The organism is Variovorax sp. Soil_C_39 (assembly GCF_057656815.1).
The window spans coordinates 231634-246729 of record NZ_JBDGJQ010000007.1; the positions used below are offsets into that span (position 1 = coordinate 231634).

The window sequence follows — 15096 nt, forward strand, 5'->3', positions numbered from 1 at the left end:
TTGCGTCCGCCTAAAAGTTGCGGTTCGATTAAGAAGTTTGCCTCACTCGGCGGCCATTTGCCCGCGATGTAAGCCAGTTGGCCGATGCGGGCGGCGAGTATCGCGCATCCGGTTCATACCTGTCGCGTCCCGGCCAATTTCCCCGGCGCGGGCGTTCAGGAGCGCGGCGGCCAGCCGCGCAGCAGCGTCCGGATCGCGACCGCGCCGCTCGCCTTCACCTCGGCACGGTAGGTGCCCACGAGCGCTTCGCGCTCGGCCGCGGCTTGCGGATCGCTGCGCCAGGCGAGCAGCGCCGCCGCATCCGCATCGGGCAGCGCCGCGAGCAACGCCTGCGCGAGCTGCCGCTCGAACTCGCGCGCCACGATGAGCAGGTTGCGCGGGCGCGGCGAGGTGACGCCGCGCGACCACAGCGTGTCGAGCGCCATGTCGAGCGTGGCATCGGGCAGCGCGGTGTACTGGCCCGCATTGCCGCGCGCGAGCTGCTTGACGACGGCGCTCAGCAGCAGCTGGCTCGAGAAGTCGACCTCGCGCAGGTCGGCCACGGCCATGCGCTCGAGCAGCTCGGTGCGCACCGCGTCGGCGGGCTTCGCGCGCTCGCGATGGAAGAAGGCCACCCTGGCCGGCTCGTCCATCGCGGCATAGTCGGCGCGCAGCTTCGCGAGGCGGGCCACTGCCGCCTGCACCTGCGGGCCCGGCGCCGCGGCGCCCTGCCCCGCCGCTGCCACCTCCTGCCGCACGGCCGCCACCGATGAGGCCACATCGAAGGCACGGGCCGCGGCCTGGTCGAGCGCTTCGAGCGCCTTGCCGGCAATGGCCTGGTCGGGCGCCTCGAGCAGCTGGCGCGCCTCGCGCGAGACGGCGCCGGGCGCATAGGCCGCCTGGTAGCGCGCCTGCACGCCTTCGAACAGCATCAGCGCCTCGGCCCGGTCCTGCGCGCGCGCCGGGGCCGGCAGCAGCAAGACAATGGCCGCGGCCAAGAGCAACGGCAGCGCGGAAAGAAGAACAACGGATCGCGAACGAACGGCGTGAAAGGGCATGGCGCCATTATTGGCGCCACGCTGGTCAGGCCGGCGCGAGCTCCGCGCGCAGCAGTTTCGCGGCCGCAACCATGTTCGCGAGCGCCGCCTCGGTCTCGGGCCAGCCGCGGGTCTTGAGGCCGCAGTCGGGATTGATCCAGAGGTTCGCGGGCGGCACCACGGCGGCGGCCTTGCGCATCAGGCGCACGATCTCGTCGACCGATGGCACGCGCGGCGAGTGGATGTCGTAGACGCCGGGGCCGATCTCGTTCGGGTAGCGAAAGCCGCCGCCGGCTGCGTCACCGCCGAACCCGCGAAGCAGCGCCATGTCGGAGCGGCTGGTCTCGATGGTGATCACGTCGGCGTCCATCGCCGCGATCTCGGGCAGGATGTCGTTGAATTCCGAATAGCACATGTGCGTGTGGACCTGGGTCTCGTCGCGCACGCCCGCGGCACTGATGCGGAACGCGCGCGTCGCCCACTTCAGGTACGCCGGCCAGCCGGCGCGCCGCAGCGGCAGGCCCTCGCGGATCGCGGGCTCGTCGATCTGGACGATGCCGATGCCGGCGCCTTCGAGGTCGGCCACTTCGTCGCGGATCGCCCAGGCGATCTGCTCGCAGGTGACGCTGCGCGGCTGGTCGTCGCGCACGAAGGACCACTGCAGGATGGTGACCGGCCCCGTCAGCATGCCCTTCATCGGCCGCTCCGTGAGGCTCTGCGCGTAGGCGGTCCATTCGACCGTCATGGCCGCCGGGCGCGACACGTCGCCGAAGATCACCGGCGGCTTCACGCAGCGCGAGCCGTACGACTGCACCCAACCATTGGCGGTGAACGCGAAGCCGTCGAGCTGCTCGCCGAAATATTCGACCATGTCGTTGCGCTCGGCCTCGCCGTGCACCAGCACGTCGAGGTCCAGTTCTTCCTGCTTTTGCACTGCCAGCGCGATCTCGGCGCGCATCTTCTCGCGGTAGCCGGCGGCATCGAGCTCGCCGCGCTTGAAGGCGGCGCGCGCGGCACGGATCTGCGGCGTCTGGGGGAACGAGCCGATGGTGGTGGTCGGCAACGCGGGCAATGCAAAGCGCGCACGCTGCAGCGCCTGGCGCTGTGCGAAGGCGGAGGCACGGCGGTCGTCGCCCGCCACGCTGCGCGCGAGCCGCAGCGCCACGTCGGCGCGGTGCACGCGCGGGCTCGCGCGGCGTGCCGCCACCGCCGAGCGTGCGCTCCGCAGCGCATCGGCCACGCTGTCTTCGCGCCCGTCGAGCACGGCACGCAGCACGCGCAACTCGCCGAGCTTCTCGACGGCAAAGGCCAGCCACGAGCGGAGTTCGCCATCGAGCTTGTGTTCGGCTTCGAGGCTGAACGGCACATGCAGCAGCGAGCACGACGGCGCCAGCCAGAACTCGCTGCGCGGCTTTGCCGTCGCGGGCTGCAGCGCGGCGAGCGCCGCATCGGGATCGGTGCGCCAGATGTTGCGTCCATCGACGATGCCGACCGACAGCACCTTGTGCGCCGGGAGCCAATCGGCCACGCCGATCAGCTCTTGCGGCGCGCGCACCGCGTCCACATGCAGCCCCGCCACCGGAAGCTGGCAGGCCAGGCGCAGGTTTTCCGCGAGCGGCGAGAAATACGTGGCCAACAGCAGCCGCGGCGCGCTGCGCGCGAGCTGCCAGTAGGCGCGCTCGAACGCGTTGCGCCAGGCGTCGGGCAGGTCGAGGCCGAGGATCGGTTCGTCCACCTGCACCCATTCCAGGCCCTGCTGCTTGAGGCGGGCGAGCACCTGTTCGTACACCGGCAGCAGCGCGTCGAGCAGCGAGAAGCGGTCGAACCCGGGCTCTTTTTCCTTGCCGAGGTAGAGAAAGCTCAGCGGCCCGAGCAGCACGGCCTTGACCGGATGCCCGGCCTGCTGCGCCTCGGCCACCTCGTCGAAGAGCCGCGTCGACGAGAGCGCGAACTGCGTGGCCGCGCTGAACTCGGGGACGAGATAGTGGTAGTTGGTGTCGAACCACTTGGTCATCTCGAGCGGGAAGCTGCCGGCGGCGCCGTGGCTGCATCCTTCTTCGTGCGCATGCGCATGCCCATGGCCCGGCTCCTGCGCCACGCCGCGCGCCATCGTGAAGTAGCGCGACAGCGCGGGCTCGGCGCTCTCGAAGCCGAAGCGCGCCGGTTCGCAGCCGAGCAGCTGGATGTGGTTGGCGACATGGTCGTAGAACGCGAAATCGCCGACCGTCACGAAGTCGAGGCCCGCGTCGCGCTGCAGCTGCCAGTGGCGCGCGCGCAGTTGCCGGCCGGTGGCTTCGAGCGCCTCGCTATCGATCTCGCCGCGCCAGTGCTGCTCGAGCGCGAACTTGAGTTCGCGCTGCGCGCCCATGCGTGGAAAGCCGAGGGTGTGGGTACGGGTGGTCATGGCGGGGGTCCGGTCGGAAATCTTGATGGGAGCCGGCAATGCTCGGGCTTTGGGCTCTATGATTCAAACGAAACCTTTTGCCCTTTCGCTTGAATTTCATTCATGTTGCAGTCCATCCTCGAAATCCGCCACCTGCGCACCCTGGCGGCGCTGCGCGACACCGGCAGCCTGGTGCGCGCGGCGCAGCTGCTCAACCTCACGCAGTCGGCGCTGTCGCACCAGATCAAGCTGCTCGAGGACCGCTACGGCGCGCAGCTCTTCGAGCGCAAGTCGGTGCCGCCGCAGTTCAGCACCACGGGGCTGCGGCTGTTGCAGCTGGCCGACGCGGCGCTGCCGCTGGTCGAGGAAGCCGAGCGCGACGTGGCGCGGCTCGCGCTGGGGCGCAGCGGGCAATTGCGCATCGTGGTCGAGTGCCACACCTGCTTCGACTGGCTGATGCCGGCGATGGACGCCTTCCGGCAGCGCTGGCCCGAGGTCGAGCTCGACATCGTCTCGGGCTTCCATCCCGACCCGATCGCGCTCGTGATGCAGAACCGCGCCGAGGTCGCGATCGTGTCCGAGGCCGACCCCGACGAGACGGTCGACTACCACCCGCTGTTCCGCTTCGAGATCATGGCGCTCGTCGCGAACGACCATCCGCTCGCGGCGCGCAGCCATCTGACGGCGCGGCACTTTGCCGACCAGACGCTCATCACCTACCCCGTGCCCGACGACATGCTCGACCTGGTGCGCCAGGTGCTTGCGCCGGCCGGCGTGCAGCCGGCGCACCGCCGCACCACGGAACTCACGGTGGCGATGCTGCAACTGGTGGCGAGCGGGCGCGGCGTGGCGGCCCTGCCGCTGTGGGCGGTGCAGAACTACCTCGACCGCGGCTACGTCACGGCCCGGCGCGTGGGCAAGAAAGGCTTGACGGGGCGGCTCTACATGGCCTCGGCGGCACGCACCTCGGCCCAGCCCTGGCTCGCGGACTTCGTGCGCGTCACGCGCGAGAGCTGCTTCAAGAGCCTGCCGGGGATCGAGCTGCTGTAGCGCGCCTGCCGCGCGGCTTTGGAACGGGGCGATTCGCCTCGCCGACGATCCAGTCGCGAAAAGCCGCGACCTTGGGCCGTGCCTCGCTGCCTTCGGGGCACACGAGGTAATAGGCGAAGTCTTCGAGCCGGTGCGCGCCAGCGAGTTGCACGAGCCGGCCCGCCGCGAGGTCGTCGGCCACCACCGTGGCGGGCAGGAGCGCCGCGCCCTGCCCCGCAAGCACCGCCTGCAGCAATAGCCCCGCGTCGTCGAAGGACGGGCCGCGCGCCCGGCCCGGGTCGTCGACGCCCTGCGCCTCGAACCAGCGCTGCCAGGCCTTGCGCTCGGCGTCGTTCACGCGCGGCCAGCGCCGCAGGTCGGGCGGTGCCGCCGGCAGGCCGTGCCGCGCGACCAGCGAGGGCGCGGCGACCGGAACCACCTCGACCGTGAGCACGCGCCGGCTGCTGAGCCCCGGGTAGCGGCCGAGGCCATGGCGGATCGCGACATCGACGCCGTCGCGCGAGAAGTCGGCGAGCGCGCCGGTGCTGCGCAGCTGCAGGTCGATGTCCGGGTGCGCCTCCTGGAAGCGCTGCAGGCGCGGCACCAGCCATGCCGACGCGAAGAACGGTGTGGCGCTCACGGTGAGCAGTCCGCTGTCGGCCGGCGCGGCCACGCGGCGGGTGGCGTCACTGATCTGGCGGAATGCGTTGCGCACGGGCGGCAGGTAGGCCTGGCCCGCGTCGGTCAAAAAGATGCCCCGGTTCGCGCGCCGAAAGAGCGCAATGCCGAGGTGCAGCTCGAGCGCCTTGACCAGCTGGCTCACGGCGCCCGGCGTCACGCACAGCTCGTCGGCCGCGTTCGTCACCGAGAGGTGGCGCGCGGTGGCCTCGAAGGCCCGCAAGGCGTGGAATGGCGGAAGCTGGTGCTCTTTCATCAGTAAATCTAAATCGAATGGCTCAGAAGATCTGGATTGCAGGATCGCACGGTGCAACCGATATTCGCACGATCAATGCAGAAAGAGAACCGTCTTGCCGACCACGACTGAAGATCATCCAGTTAGGTATTCTGATTCATCCAGTAACGCACTCCATCGCCTGGAGATTGCCGAGCTCGCCGCGTGCATCCGCAGCCGCGAGGTCTCGTCCATCGACGCGACACGCGCCCAACTCGAGCGCATCGCCGCGCTCGACGGCAGGCTGCACAGCTACGCGTTGGTCATGGGGGACGAAGCGATGGCGCAGGCCGGACGCGCCGACGCCGAGATCGCGGCCGACCGGTACCGCGGGCCGCTGCACGGCGTGCCCGTTGCCGTGAAGGACTTGTGCGCTACCGCGGGTTTCGCGACCGCGGCCGGCATGGCGATCCACCGCGACCGCATTCCGCACGAGGACGCGACCGTGGTGCGCCGCCTCAAGGAAGCCGGCGCCGTGCTGCTCGGCAAGCTGCAGCTCACCGAAGGCGCGTACTCCGACCATCATCCCGGCATCACGCCGCCACGCAACCCATGGCATGCAGGCCATTGGCCCGGCATGTCGTCGAGCGGCTCGGGCGTGGCGACGGCGGCGGGCCTTTGCCACGGCGCGCTGGGCTCGGACACCGGCGGATCGATCCGCTTTCCGTGTGCCGCCAACGGGCTCACGGGCATCAAGCCGAGCTGGGGCCGCGTGAGCCGCCACGGCGTGTTCGCGCTGGCGCCCTCGCTCGACCACGTCGGGCCGATGGCACGCAGCGCGGTCGATTGCGGCCTGCTGCTCGGCGCGATTGCGGGCGCCGATGCGAACGACCCGGGCGCCGCGCACGCGCCGGTGCCCGACTACCTCGCGGCAGTTGGCGAAGGCATGCACGGCCTGCGCATCGGCATCGACGCCGATTGGAACGCCGACGGCGTGCACCCCGCGACGCAGGCGATGCTCGCGGACGCCACCGCGACCCTGCGCTCGCTTGGCGCGCGCATCGTCGACGTGCGCGTTCCCGACATGGCGCAGGCGGTGGCCGACTGGTTTCCGCTTTGTGCGGACGAGGCGGCCGTGGTGCATGCAGCGACCTTTCCGTCGCAGCGCGGCGCGTACGGGCCGGTGCTGTCATCGGTGCTCGATGCCGGCCTGGCGGTGCGTGGCCCGGCAGTGCAGGCGATCCACGCGCGGCGCGCGCGCCTGCGCGGCCAGGTCGATGCGCTGCTCGGCGGCGTCGACCTGCTGCTCGCGCCGGTGCATCCGTTCGCATCGCCCACGGTTGCCGAGATGCAGGTGCTCGGCGAGACGCCGGCGCTGGTGTCGGCGCTGCTGCGCTACACCGCGCCCTTCGACATGACCGGCCATCCGACGATCACGCTGCCGGGCGGCTTCACCGCGACGGGCCTGCCGCTGGCGTTCCAGCTGGTCGCCACGCGCATGGACGAGGCGACACTGGTGCGCGCGGGCGCCGCCTTCCAGCGCGCCACCCGCTGGCACCGCGGCCATCCGCTCGACTGACGGGAACGAAGACCATGCAGACAACACCTTCCAGCGTTTCCCCCGCGCCGCCGCGCGCACGGCTCTTCCACGGCTGGCTCGTGGTGGCCGGCGCCTTCGCCGTGATGCTCGTGGGCTTCGGCAGCGCCTACACATTCAGCGCCTTTCTCGAGCCGCTGCAGCGCGACTTCGGCGCCTCGCGCGGCTCGGTGTCGCTGGTGTTCTCGCTCGCAGGCTTCCTGTACTTCGGCCTCGGCGTGCTCAGCGGGCCGCTGGCCGATCGCTGGGGATCGCGCCGGCTCGCGGTTGCGGGCATGGTGCTGGTCGGCGCCGGGCTGGCCGCCGCGGGCCGGGCAGAGACGCTGACCCAGGTCTACCTGGCGTACGGGCTCGGCGTCGGGCTCGGCGTGGGTGCGTCCTACGTGCCGGTGCTGGGCGCGGTGCAGCGCTGGTTCGTGCGGCGCCGCGGCTTCGCTTCGGGCTTGGCGGTGAGCGGCATCGGCGTGGGCACGCTGCTGATGCCGCCGCTGGCGGCGCTGCTGATCGACAGTCTTGGTTGGCGCAACGCGTACCTGGCGCTGGGCGCCCTGGCGGTGGTGGTGGGCGTGGGCATGGCACTGCTGGTCGAGGACGATCCGCGCCACCGCGGCCTCGGCCCCGACGGCGACCCGCCGCCGCCCGAGGCCGCAAGCGCCCATGCCGCAGCGGCCGGTGCCTCGGTGCGCGCTGCGGTGGCATCGCGGCGTTTCGCGGGGCTGTATGCGGCGTGCCTGATCAGCTCGTTCGGGCTCTTCGTGCCCTTCGTCCACCTGGTGCCCTATGCGCTCGACCATGGCGTGGCGCCCGGCTCCGCCGTGCTGCTGCTGGGCGCGATCGGCGTCGGCAGCACGGCGGGCCGGTTCTTCCTCGGCGGGCTGGCCGACCGCATCGGCCGCCGGTTCGCGCTGCCCCTGATGTCGGCGGGCATGGCGTGCTCGCTCGTGCTGTGGGCGGTGTCGGGCAATTTCTGGGGATTGGCCTTGTTCGCGTTCGGCTACGGCGTGTTCTACGGCGGCTTCGTCGCGCTGCTGCCGGCGCTGGTGATGGACCATTTCGGCGGCCGCAACATCGGCGCGATCATCGGCGTGCTCTACACGAGCGTGGCGGTCGGCACGCTGGTCGGGCCGACCGCGGCAGGCTACGCCTTCGACCTGAGCCGCAGCTACCTGCTGCCGATCTTGGCGAGCATCGGCGCGAACCTCGTTGCCGCCGGGCTCCTGCTGGCGATGGCCCGGGGCGATGCGGCCACCGGCCGTGCAGCGGACTGAGCCGCCCGGCCGATCAGGACGCCTTCTTCTGCACCAGCTTCAGCACGCTCGAAAAATCGAGCGCGCCGTGCCCCGCGAGGCTGTGCGCCGCATAGAGGCTGCGCGCCAGGCCGCCGAGCGGCGTGGCGGCGCGAACGGCCGTGGCGTTCTCCTGCGCGAGGCCCAGGTCCTTGAGCATCAGGTCGGTGCCGAAGCCGCCCGCATAGTTCTTCGACGCGGGCGCGGTGTCCATCACGCCCGGCATCGGGTTGTACTTCTCGAGCGCCCAGTTGCCGCCCGAGCTGCGGCGCATGATCTCGGACAGCACCTTCGGGTCGAGCCCGTTCGCCACGCCGAGCGCCAGCGCCTCGGAGGTGCCGATCATCAAGATGCCGAGCAGCATGTTGTTGCAGATCTTCGCGGTCTGCCCCGCACCCGCGGCGCCGGCGTGGAAGATGTTGGCGCCCATCTTCTCGAGCACGGGCCGCGCGCGTTCCAGGTCTTGCGCGTCGCCGCCGACCATGAAGGTCAGCGTGCCGGCGATGGCGCCGCCGGTGCCGCCGGAGACCGGCGCATCGATCATCGCGATGCCCTTCGCAGCCGCCGCGGCGGCCACTTTCTGCGACGTGGCCGCGGCGATGGTGCTGCTGTCGATCACGAGCGTGCCAGGCTCGATCTTTTCGAGCAGGCCGGGCTTGCCCTGGGCGCCGAGGAACAGCCCTTCGACATGCGCGCTGGCCGGCAGCATGCTGACCACGACCTCGGCGCCGGCCACCGCATCGGCGGCCGAGGCGGCAATGGCGAGGCCCTCGGCCGCGAACTTGCTGCAGGCATCGGTCGACAGGTCGAAGGCGCTGAGCACGTGGCCCGCCTTCATCAGGTTGAGGGCCATCGGGCCGCCCATGTTGCCCAGGCCGATGAAAGCGATCTTCATTGTCTGTCTCCGTTCGTTGTTCGCGTTGTTTACTTCAGCGCCGCCAGTTCGGCCGGCATCTCGCCGCGCGGGCGCAGGTGGTCCTCGATGAACTCGGGCGTGATTTCCTCGATGCTGGCCGGCGACCACTTCGGGTTGCGGTCCTTGTCGATCAGCACCGCGCGAATGCCCTCGGCAAAGTCCTTGTGCGCGCAGAAGCCGAGCGAGGCCCAGTATTCGAGCCGGAACACCTCGGCCAGCGACATGCGGTGCACGCGCTGCCAGAGCTCGAAGCTCAGCGCGGCCGAGCTCGGCGCGCCCTTCATGAAGCTCTTGGCGGCCGTCTGCAGCCAGGGGTCGTCGCTTTGCAGTGCGCGCAGGCGCTTCGCGATGTCGAGCAGGTCGTCGCCGGCCATCAGCGCGTTGATCGTGTCGTAGTGCTCGCGCACCTTCGAAGGCGGCAGCGCGGCGCCCTCGCCGGCCCCGGCCAGGATGCGCGAGAGCGTCGCGCGGTCGGCCTTGCCGTTGCCGGCCCATGCGGCGGCGGCGATGGCCTCGACCACGGCGGCCTTGCGCCCATGCGGCACCAGCACGTCGGCCAGGCCGCAGAAGATCGCATCGGCCGCATTGAGGTTGGCGGCCGTGAGCGCGAGGAACAGGCCGGTGCGCCCGGGCGTGCGGCGCAGGAACCAACTGCCGCCCACGTCGGGGTACAGGCCGATGGCGATCTCGGGCATGGCGATGCGGCTTTGCTCGGTGACCACGCGGTGCGAGCAGCCCGCCATCAGGCCCACGCCGCCGCCCATGACGATGCCGTGGCCCCAGCACAGGAACGGCTTCGGAAAGGTGTGGATCAGGTGGTCGAGCTCGTACTCCTCGCGGAAGAAGTCTTCGGCGTAGGTGTTGCGCGCGGGGCCGCATTCGCCGAGCGTCTGGTAGAGCTGGCGCAGATCGCCGCCGGCGCAGAAGGCTTTTTCGCCCGCGGCCTGGAGCACGACGCCCACCACGCCGCCGTCGGCGGCCCATTCGCGCAGCCTGGGCGTGAGCAGGCGCACCATGTCCACCGAAAGCGCATTGAGCGAAGCAGGGGCGTTGAGCGTGGCGGTGGCAAAGCGCTTGCCGCCGGCGGTCTTGATTTCGTCGAAGAGAACTACGGAGTCGGTCATTGTCTTGAGGGTTTCCGGATGCGGGGCGTCAGCGGATGTCGCTGTCCCCTTCCAGCAATTTTCGCGCAACGATCACGCGCATGATCTCGTTGGTGCCTTCGAGGATCTGGTGCACGCGCGCATCGCGCACCAGGCGCTCGAGCGGGAACTCGGCCAGGTAGCCGTAGCCGCCGTGCAGCTGCAGCGCGTCGTTGCACACGTTGAAGCCCGCATCGGTCGCGAAGCGCTTGGCCATGGCGCAATAGGTGCTTGCATCGGCATGGCCCGCATCGAGCTTGCTGGCGGCCAGCCGCACCATCTGCCGTGCGGCCACGAGCTCGGTCGCCATGTCGGCGAGCTTGAACTGCAGCGCCTGGAAGCTCGCGAGCGGCTTGCCGAACTGCTGGCGCTCGTGCAGGTAGCGGCGCGCCGCGTCGAGCGCGCCCTGCGCCGCGCCGACCGAGCAGGTCGCGATGTTGATGCGGCCGCCGTCGAGGCCCTTCATCGCGATGCGGAAGCCCTCGCCCTCGCTGCCCAGCAGGTTCGCGGCCGGGATGCGCACGTTGTCGAAGCTGATGGTGCGCGTGGGCTGGCTGTTCCAGCCCATCTTGTGCTCCTTCTTGCCGTAGCTCACGCCCGGCGCATCGGCCGGCACCGCGAAGGCCGAGATGCCGCCCGCGCCGCCGCCGCCCGTGCGCGCCATGAGCACCAGCACGTCGGTCGCGCCCGCGCCCGAGATGAAGGCCTTGCCGCCGTTGATGACGTAGTCGTTGCCCTGCAGCTCGGCGCGCGTCTTGAGCGAGCCGGCGTCCGAGCCGGCACCGGGTTCGGTCAGGCAGTACGAGGCGAGCTTGCGCCCGCTGGTGAGGTCTTCGCCCCACTCGGCGGCGACCGCGTCGGTGCCCCAGGTGCCGAGCATCCACGTCGCCATGTTGTGGATCGTGATGAAGGCCGTGGTCGAGGGGTCGACCGCGGCCATCTCCTCGAACACCAGCGCCGCATCGAGCCGCGGCAGCCCGAGGCCGCCGATGCGCTCGGGCGCGTAGAGGCCACAGAAACCCAGCTCGCCCGCCTTGGCGATGGCTTCCTTCGGGAAGATCGCCTCGGCGTCCCAGCGGGCCGCATGCGGCGCGAACTCGGCCTGGGCGAATTCGCGCGCCGAATCCGCGAAGGCGCGCTGCTCTTCGGAAAGCTCGAAGTCCATTCGCTCGACTTCTTACTTGAGACTGATCGTTGTGTTGACGCCTTGCGACACCGTGCTGTCGTCGAACCAGCGCGCGGTCACCGTCTTGGTCTGCGTGTAGAACATGATGACCTGCTTGCCGTACGGCCCGAGATCGCCGAGCTTCGAGGCGCGCGAACCGGTGAACGAGAACATCGGCACCGGCACCGGGATCGGCACGTTGATGCCGACCTGGCCCACGTCGATGTCTTCCTGGAACTTGCGCGCGGCGGCACCCGACTGCGTGAAGATCGCGGTGCCGTTGCCGTTCGGGTTGCTGTTGATCAGCGCGATGGCCTCGTCGATGGTCTCGGCATCGGCCACGCACAGCACCGGCCCGAACACCTCCTGGTCATAGATCGTCATGCCGGGCTTCACGCCCGAGAAGACCGTCGGTCCGACGAAGTTGCCCTTCTCGTAGCCCGGCACGGTCGGCTTGCGGCCGTCGAGCGCGAGCGTGGCGCCGTCGGCCACACCGCGTTCGATGAGGCTGTTGACGCGCTCGTAGGCGGCGCACGAGACCAGTGGGCCCACGTCCACGCCCTTCTCGGTGCCGGCGCCGATCTTCAGCGTCTTGGCCTTGGCGATGAGGTCGGGCACCCAGTTGCGCGCCTCGCCCACGAGCACCGCCACCGACACCGCCATGCAGCGCTGGCCCGCAGCGCCGAAGCTCGCGCCGGCCAGTGCGTTGAGCGTCTGCTCCTTGTTGGCGTCGGGCATGACGATGGCGTGGTTCTTCGCCCCCATCATGCATTGCACGCGCTTGCCGGCCAGCGTGGCGCGGTTGTAGACGTGCGTGCCGACCTTGGTCGAGCCGACGAAGCTGATCGCCTTGATGTCCTTGTGGTCGCAGATGCCGTTGACCACCGCCTCGCCGCCATGCACTACGTTGAGCACGCCGGGCGGAATGCCGGCCTGGAGCGCGAGTTCACACAGGCGCATGGTCACCATCGGGTCCTGCTCGGAGGGCTTCAGCACGAAGGTGTTGCCCGTGACGATCGCCATCGGGAACATCCACAGCGGGATCATGGCCGGAAAGTTGAACGGCGTGATGCCCGCGCACACGCCCAGCGGCTGCAGCAGCGTGTAGGTGTCGACGCCATTGGCCACGTTGTTGGCCATCTCGCCGAGCTGCAGGTTGCCGATGGCCGCCGCATGCTCGACCACCTCGAGGCCGCGGAACACGTCGCCTTCGGCATCGGGCAGCGTCTTGCCCTGCTCGGCCGTAAGGATCGCGGCCAGCTCGGCCATGTTCTCGCGGATGAGCTGCTGGTACTTGAGGAAGATGCGCGCGCGGGCGCCGATCGGCGTCTTGCGCCAGGTCTTGAATGCGTCCTTGGCGGAAGCGACGGCGGCATCGAGTTCGGCCTGCGTGGCGAAGGGCACGCGCGCCAGCACTTCCTGCGTGGCCGGGTTGACGATGTCGCGCCATTCGGTGGTCTTCGACTCGACGAACTGGCCGCCGATCAAGAGCTTGACGGTGGCGACCTGGGTCTTGGATGTGGTGGTGGCGTCCATGGGGTTTGTCTCCTGTGAATACGGGGCCTGAATGGCGGGTTCGACACGCATCGTAGCTTTGCAGATTTGCCATGACAATAGACAAAATTGCGCCAGCGCTTTGCAAAAATGCAGATCACCACGGGGAGAACGCGCACATGGACTGGGACAACCTTCGCTACTTTCTCGAACTGGCCCGCTCGGGCACGCTGATGAGCGCCGCGCGCCGGCTCGAGGTCGACCACACCACGGTGGCGCGGCGCATCCAGGCGCTCGAAAAGGAAGTGGGTGCCCCGCTCTTCTCGCGCGAGTCGGGCGGCCACCGGCTCACCGAGGCCGGCCGCAGGCTGCAGCCGCAGGTCGAGGCGATGGAGAGCGCGTTCCAGGCGGTCGAAAGCACCGCGCCCGCGTCGCAGGAGGGCCTCTCGGGGCTGGTACGCATCGGCGCGACCGAGGGCTTCGGCACGGTGGTGCTGGCGCCGCAGCTCGCGCGCTTCGCGCAGCAGCACCCAAAGCTCACCATCGACCTGCTCGCCATGCCGCGGCTGGTACACCTCTCGCGGCGCGAGGCCGACATCGTGATCTCGCTCGAACGGCCCGCGCGCGGGCCGGTGGTGGTGACCAAGCTCACCGACTACACGCTGCGGCTCTATGCCTCGAAGAAGTACCTGGCCGCGCACAAGCCCATCAAGACGCGCGAAGACCTGCGCGGCCACACGTTCATCAGCTACGTGGACGACCTGCTGTTCAGCAAGGAGCTGCAATACCTCGACGAGCTGCACCGTCCCGACGCGTTCGCGCTGCGCAGCACCAGCGTGCTCGCGCAGCACCGCGCGGTGGCGGCGGACGCGGGTATCGCCGTGCTGCCGGCCTTCGTGGCCGACGAGGACCGGTCGCTGCGCCCGGTGCTCGAGGACCAGGCGAACTTCACGCGCACGTTCTGGATGTCGATGCCCGCGGAGACCAAGCACCTTGCGCGGATGCAGGCGGTGTGGGCCTTCCTGCGCGAGACGGCCGAGGCGCAGAAGGCCGTGCTGCTGCCGCGCACCCGAAAGCAGGCCGCTTAGCGCACGCCGGATGCCTCAAGAAAAGAGGCGCTTCCACAGGCTCTTGCCGGCCGCCGGCCCGCCCGCAGCCGCCTCGGAGCTCTCGAGCAGCTCGATCAGCCCCGGCACCCGCGGCTTCGTGAGCCACCGGGCATAGGCAAGGTAGTTCTCGGCCTTTCCCTCGATGCGGAGTTGCTCCGGCATGGCGGGGCACGGCCGGTCGCCCAGCAGCAGGCGCAGGGCTTCGAGCTGGTTCATGCGGATCGCACTGGCGATCGCGGTTTCGCCGAGCGACGGAATGATCTCGTTGGCCCCCGCAAGCCCGGCGCCGAGCAGCGACCCGACCGCTGCCGTATCGCCGCCGATGGCTGCGGCGCCGAGCGCTTCGAGTGCCTCGCGCTTTTCGGGGGAAAGGCTCGCGGCGTAATCGTCGTCGCGCTTGTCGTCCTCGCTGCGCGGATCGCCGCCCTGCATCGTCATGAAGTCGGTCACCAGCGCCACAGGTTCGTCCGACGTATCGAGCGCCCAGTAGCTCGGGTAGCTGCCGTCGCCCCATCCCGAGGTGAAGATCAGCACGTTGTTCGCATTGCCCTCGCCGAGCGGGTAGTGGTCGGCCACGTCCTTGTCGCCCAGTTCGGTGCCGAGCACGTCGTCGTAGTAGCTGATGTAGCCGGGCTCGGCCGATTCGCGCGCGTCGCGCTCGGCGAGGGCCGCTGCGCAGTCGGCGTCCATGAAGCAGCCCACGCCAGCATCGACGGGATAGCCGTAGAACTCGTCGTCGCCCAGGTCTTCGGGCGACTGGCCGTCGATCAATGCCGGCGTCCAGTGCAAGTCGGCGGCCTGCAGGCCTTCGCGCCCGCGCAGCCAGAGCACCGCCAGTGCGTGACGCCCGCCGTGCTGCACTACGTCGACAGGGAAGGTGCCGCGCACGCCGACGCTGCGGGCAAAGGCGGCGCGCTCGGGCTGCACCAGCGGATCGCAGGCCACGATGCGCCCGCTCGTGATGCGAAGCATCCCGCAAGGCTGCCGCTGCAGGCGCCGCCATTGCAGCGCCTCGTCGTCCAGAAGGATGCTCTGCAGGTTGTCCGGGTCGAGATAGGCCATGGGTA

The 15096-nt window shown here is 70.0% G+C and carries 12 protein-coding genes; 4 read left to right on the forward strand and 8 right to left on the reverse strand.

The window, feature by feature from the left end:
- Positions 1-155: 155 nt before the first annotated feature.
- Together AC3A6J_RS19355 and metE are read right to left on the reverse strand one after the other, a co-directional pair.
- Positions 156-1037: a hypothetical protein gene (locus AC3A6J_RS19355; protein WP_487861599.1), complete on the reverse strand. Its 882-nt coding sequence runs from the start codon at positions 1035-1037 to the stop codon at positions 156-158.
- Between the two features lie 25 nt (positions 1038-1062).
- Positions 1063-3420: a 5-methyltetrahydropteroyltriglutamate--homocysteine S-methyltransferase gene (gene metE / locus AC3A6J_RS19360; RefSeq protein ID WP_487861600.1), complete on the reverse strand. Its 2358-nt coding sequence runs from the start codon at positions 3418-3420 to the stop codon at positions 1063-1065.
- Between the two features lie 102 nt (positions 3421-3522).
- Between metE and AC3A6J_RS19365 the strand changes: the two genes are divergently transcribed.
- Entirely contained in the window at positions 3523-4449 is a 927-nt protein-coding gene (locus AC3A6J_RS19365; RefSeq protein WP_487861601.1) for a LysR family transcriptional regulator, read from the forward strand.
- Here the strand turns inward: AC3A6J_RS19365 and gcvA are convergent.
- Positions 4418-5362, reverse strand: a complete 945-nt coding sequence (gene gcvA, locus AC3A6J_RS19370) for a transcriptional regulator GcvA (protein WP_487861602.1) — start codon at positions 5360-5362, stop codon at positions 4418-4420. The genes AC3A6J_RS19365 and gcvA overlap by 32 nt on opposite strands.
- Before the next feature lie 94 nt (positions 5363-5456).
- Between gcvA and AC3A6J_RS19375 the strand changes: the two genes are divergently transcribed.
- Both AC3A6J_RS19375 and AC3A6J_RS19380 read left to right on the forward strand, forming a co-directional pair.
- Positions 5457-6899: an amidase gene (locus AC3A6J_RS19375; protein ID WP_487861603.1), complete on the forward strand. Its 1443-nt coding sequence runs from the start codon at positions 5457-5459 to the stop codon at positions 6897-6899.
- Between the two features lie 14 nt (positions 6900-6913).
- Positions 6914-8185 (forward strand): MFS transporter, encoded by a 1272-nt coding sequence (locus AC3A6J_RS19380; protein ID WP_487861604.1) that lies wholly within the window; start codon positions 6914-6916, stop codon positions 8183-8185.
- 13 nt (positions 8186-8198) lie between these two features.
- Here AC3A6J_RS19380 and mmsB read toward each other — a convergent pair whose 3' ends face one another.
- The 4 genes from mmsB to AC3A6J_RS19400 are packed head-to-tail and all read right to left on the reverse strand — an operon-like array spanning position 8199 to position 12962.
- Positions 8199-9098 (reverse strand): 3-hydroxyisobutyrate dehydrogenase, encoded by a 900-nt coding sequence (mmsB, locus tag AC3A6J_RS19385; protein ID WP_487861605.1) that lies wholly within the window; start codon positions 9096-9098, stop codon positions 8199-8201.
- 29 nt (positions 9099-9127) lie between these two features.
- Positions 9128-10243, reverse strand: a complete 1116-nt coding sequence (locus AC3A6J_RS19390) for an enoyl-CoA hydratase/isomerase family protein (RefSeq protein ID WP_487861606.1) — start codon at positions 10241-10243, stop codon at positions 9128-9130.
- A 28-nt stretch (positions 10244-10271) separates the two neighbouring features.
- The gene (locus AC3A6J_RS19395) at positions 10272-11426 is read right to left on the reverse strand and encodes an acyl-CoA dehydrogenase family protein (RefSeq protein ID WP_487861607.1); all 1155 of its coding nucleotides are present in this window, start codon (positions 11424-11426) and stop codon (positions 10272-10274) included.
- Positions 11427-11438: 12 nt separating this feature from the next.
- Positions 11439-12962 carry a CoA-acylating methylmalonate-semialdehyde dehydrogenase gene (locus AC3A6J_RS19400; protein ID WP_487861608.1) on the reverse strand — a complete coding sequence of 508 codons (1524 nt, stop codon included), beginning with the start codon at positions 12960-12962 and terminating at the stop codon, positions 11439-11441.
- Between the two features lie 137 nt (positions 12963-13099).
- Here AC3A6J_RS19400 and AC3A6J_RS19405 point away from each other — a divergent pair, with 137 nt between their 5' ends.
- Entirely contained in the window at positions 13100-14008 is a 909-nt protein-coding gene (locus AC3A6J_RS19405) for a LysR family transcriptional regulator (RefSeq protein WP_487861609.1), read from the forward strand.
- Positions 14009-14023: 15 nt separating this feature from the next.
- Here AC3A6J_RS19405 and AC3A6J_RS19410 read toward each other — a convergent pair whose 3' ends face one another.
- Entirely contained in the window at positions 14024-15091 is a 1068-nt protein-coding gene (locus tag AC3A6J_RS19410; protein ID WP_487861610.1) for a DUF4241 domain-containing protein, read from the reverse strand.
- Between the last annotated feature and the right edge of the window lie 5 nt (positions 15092-15096).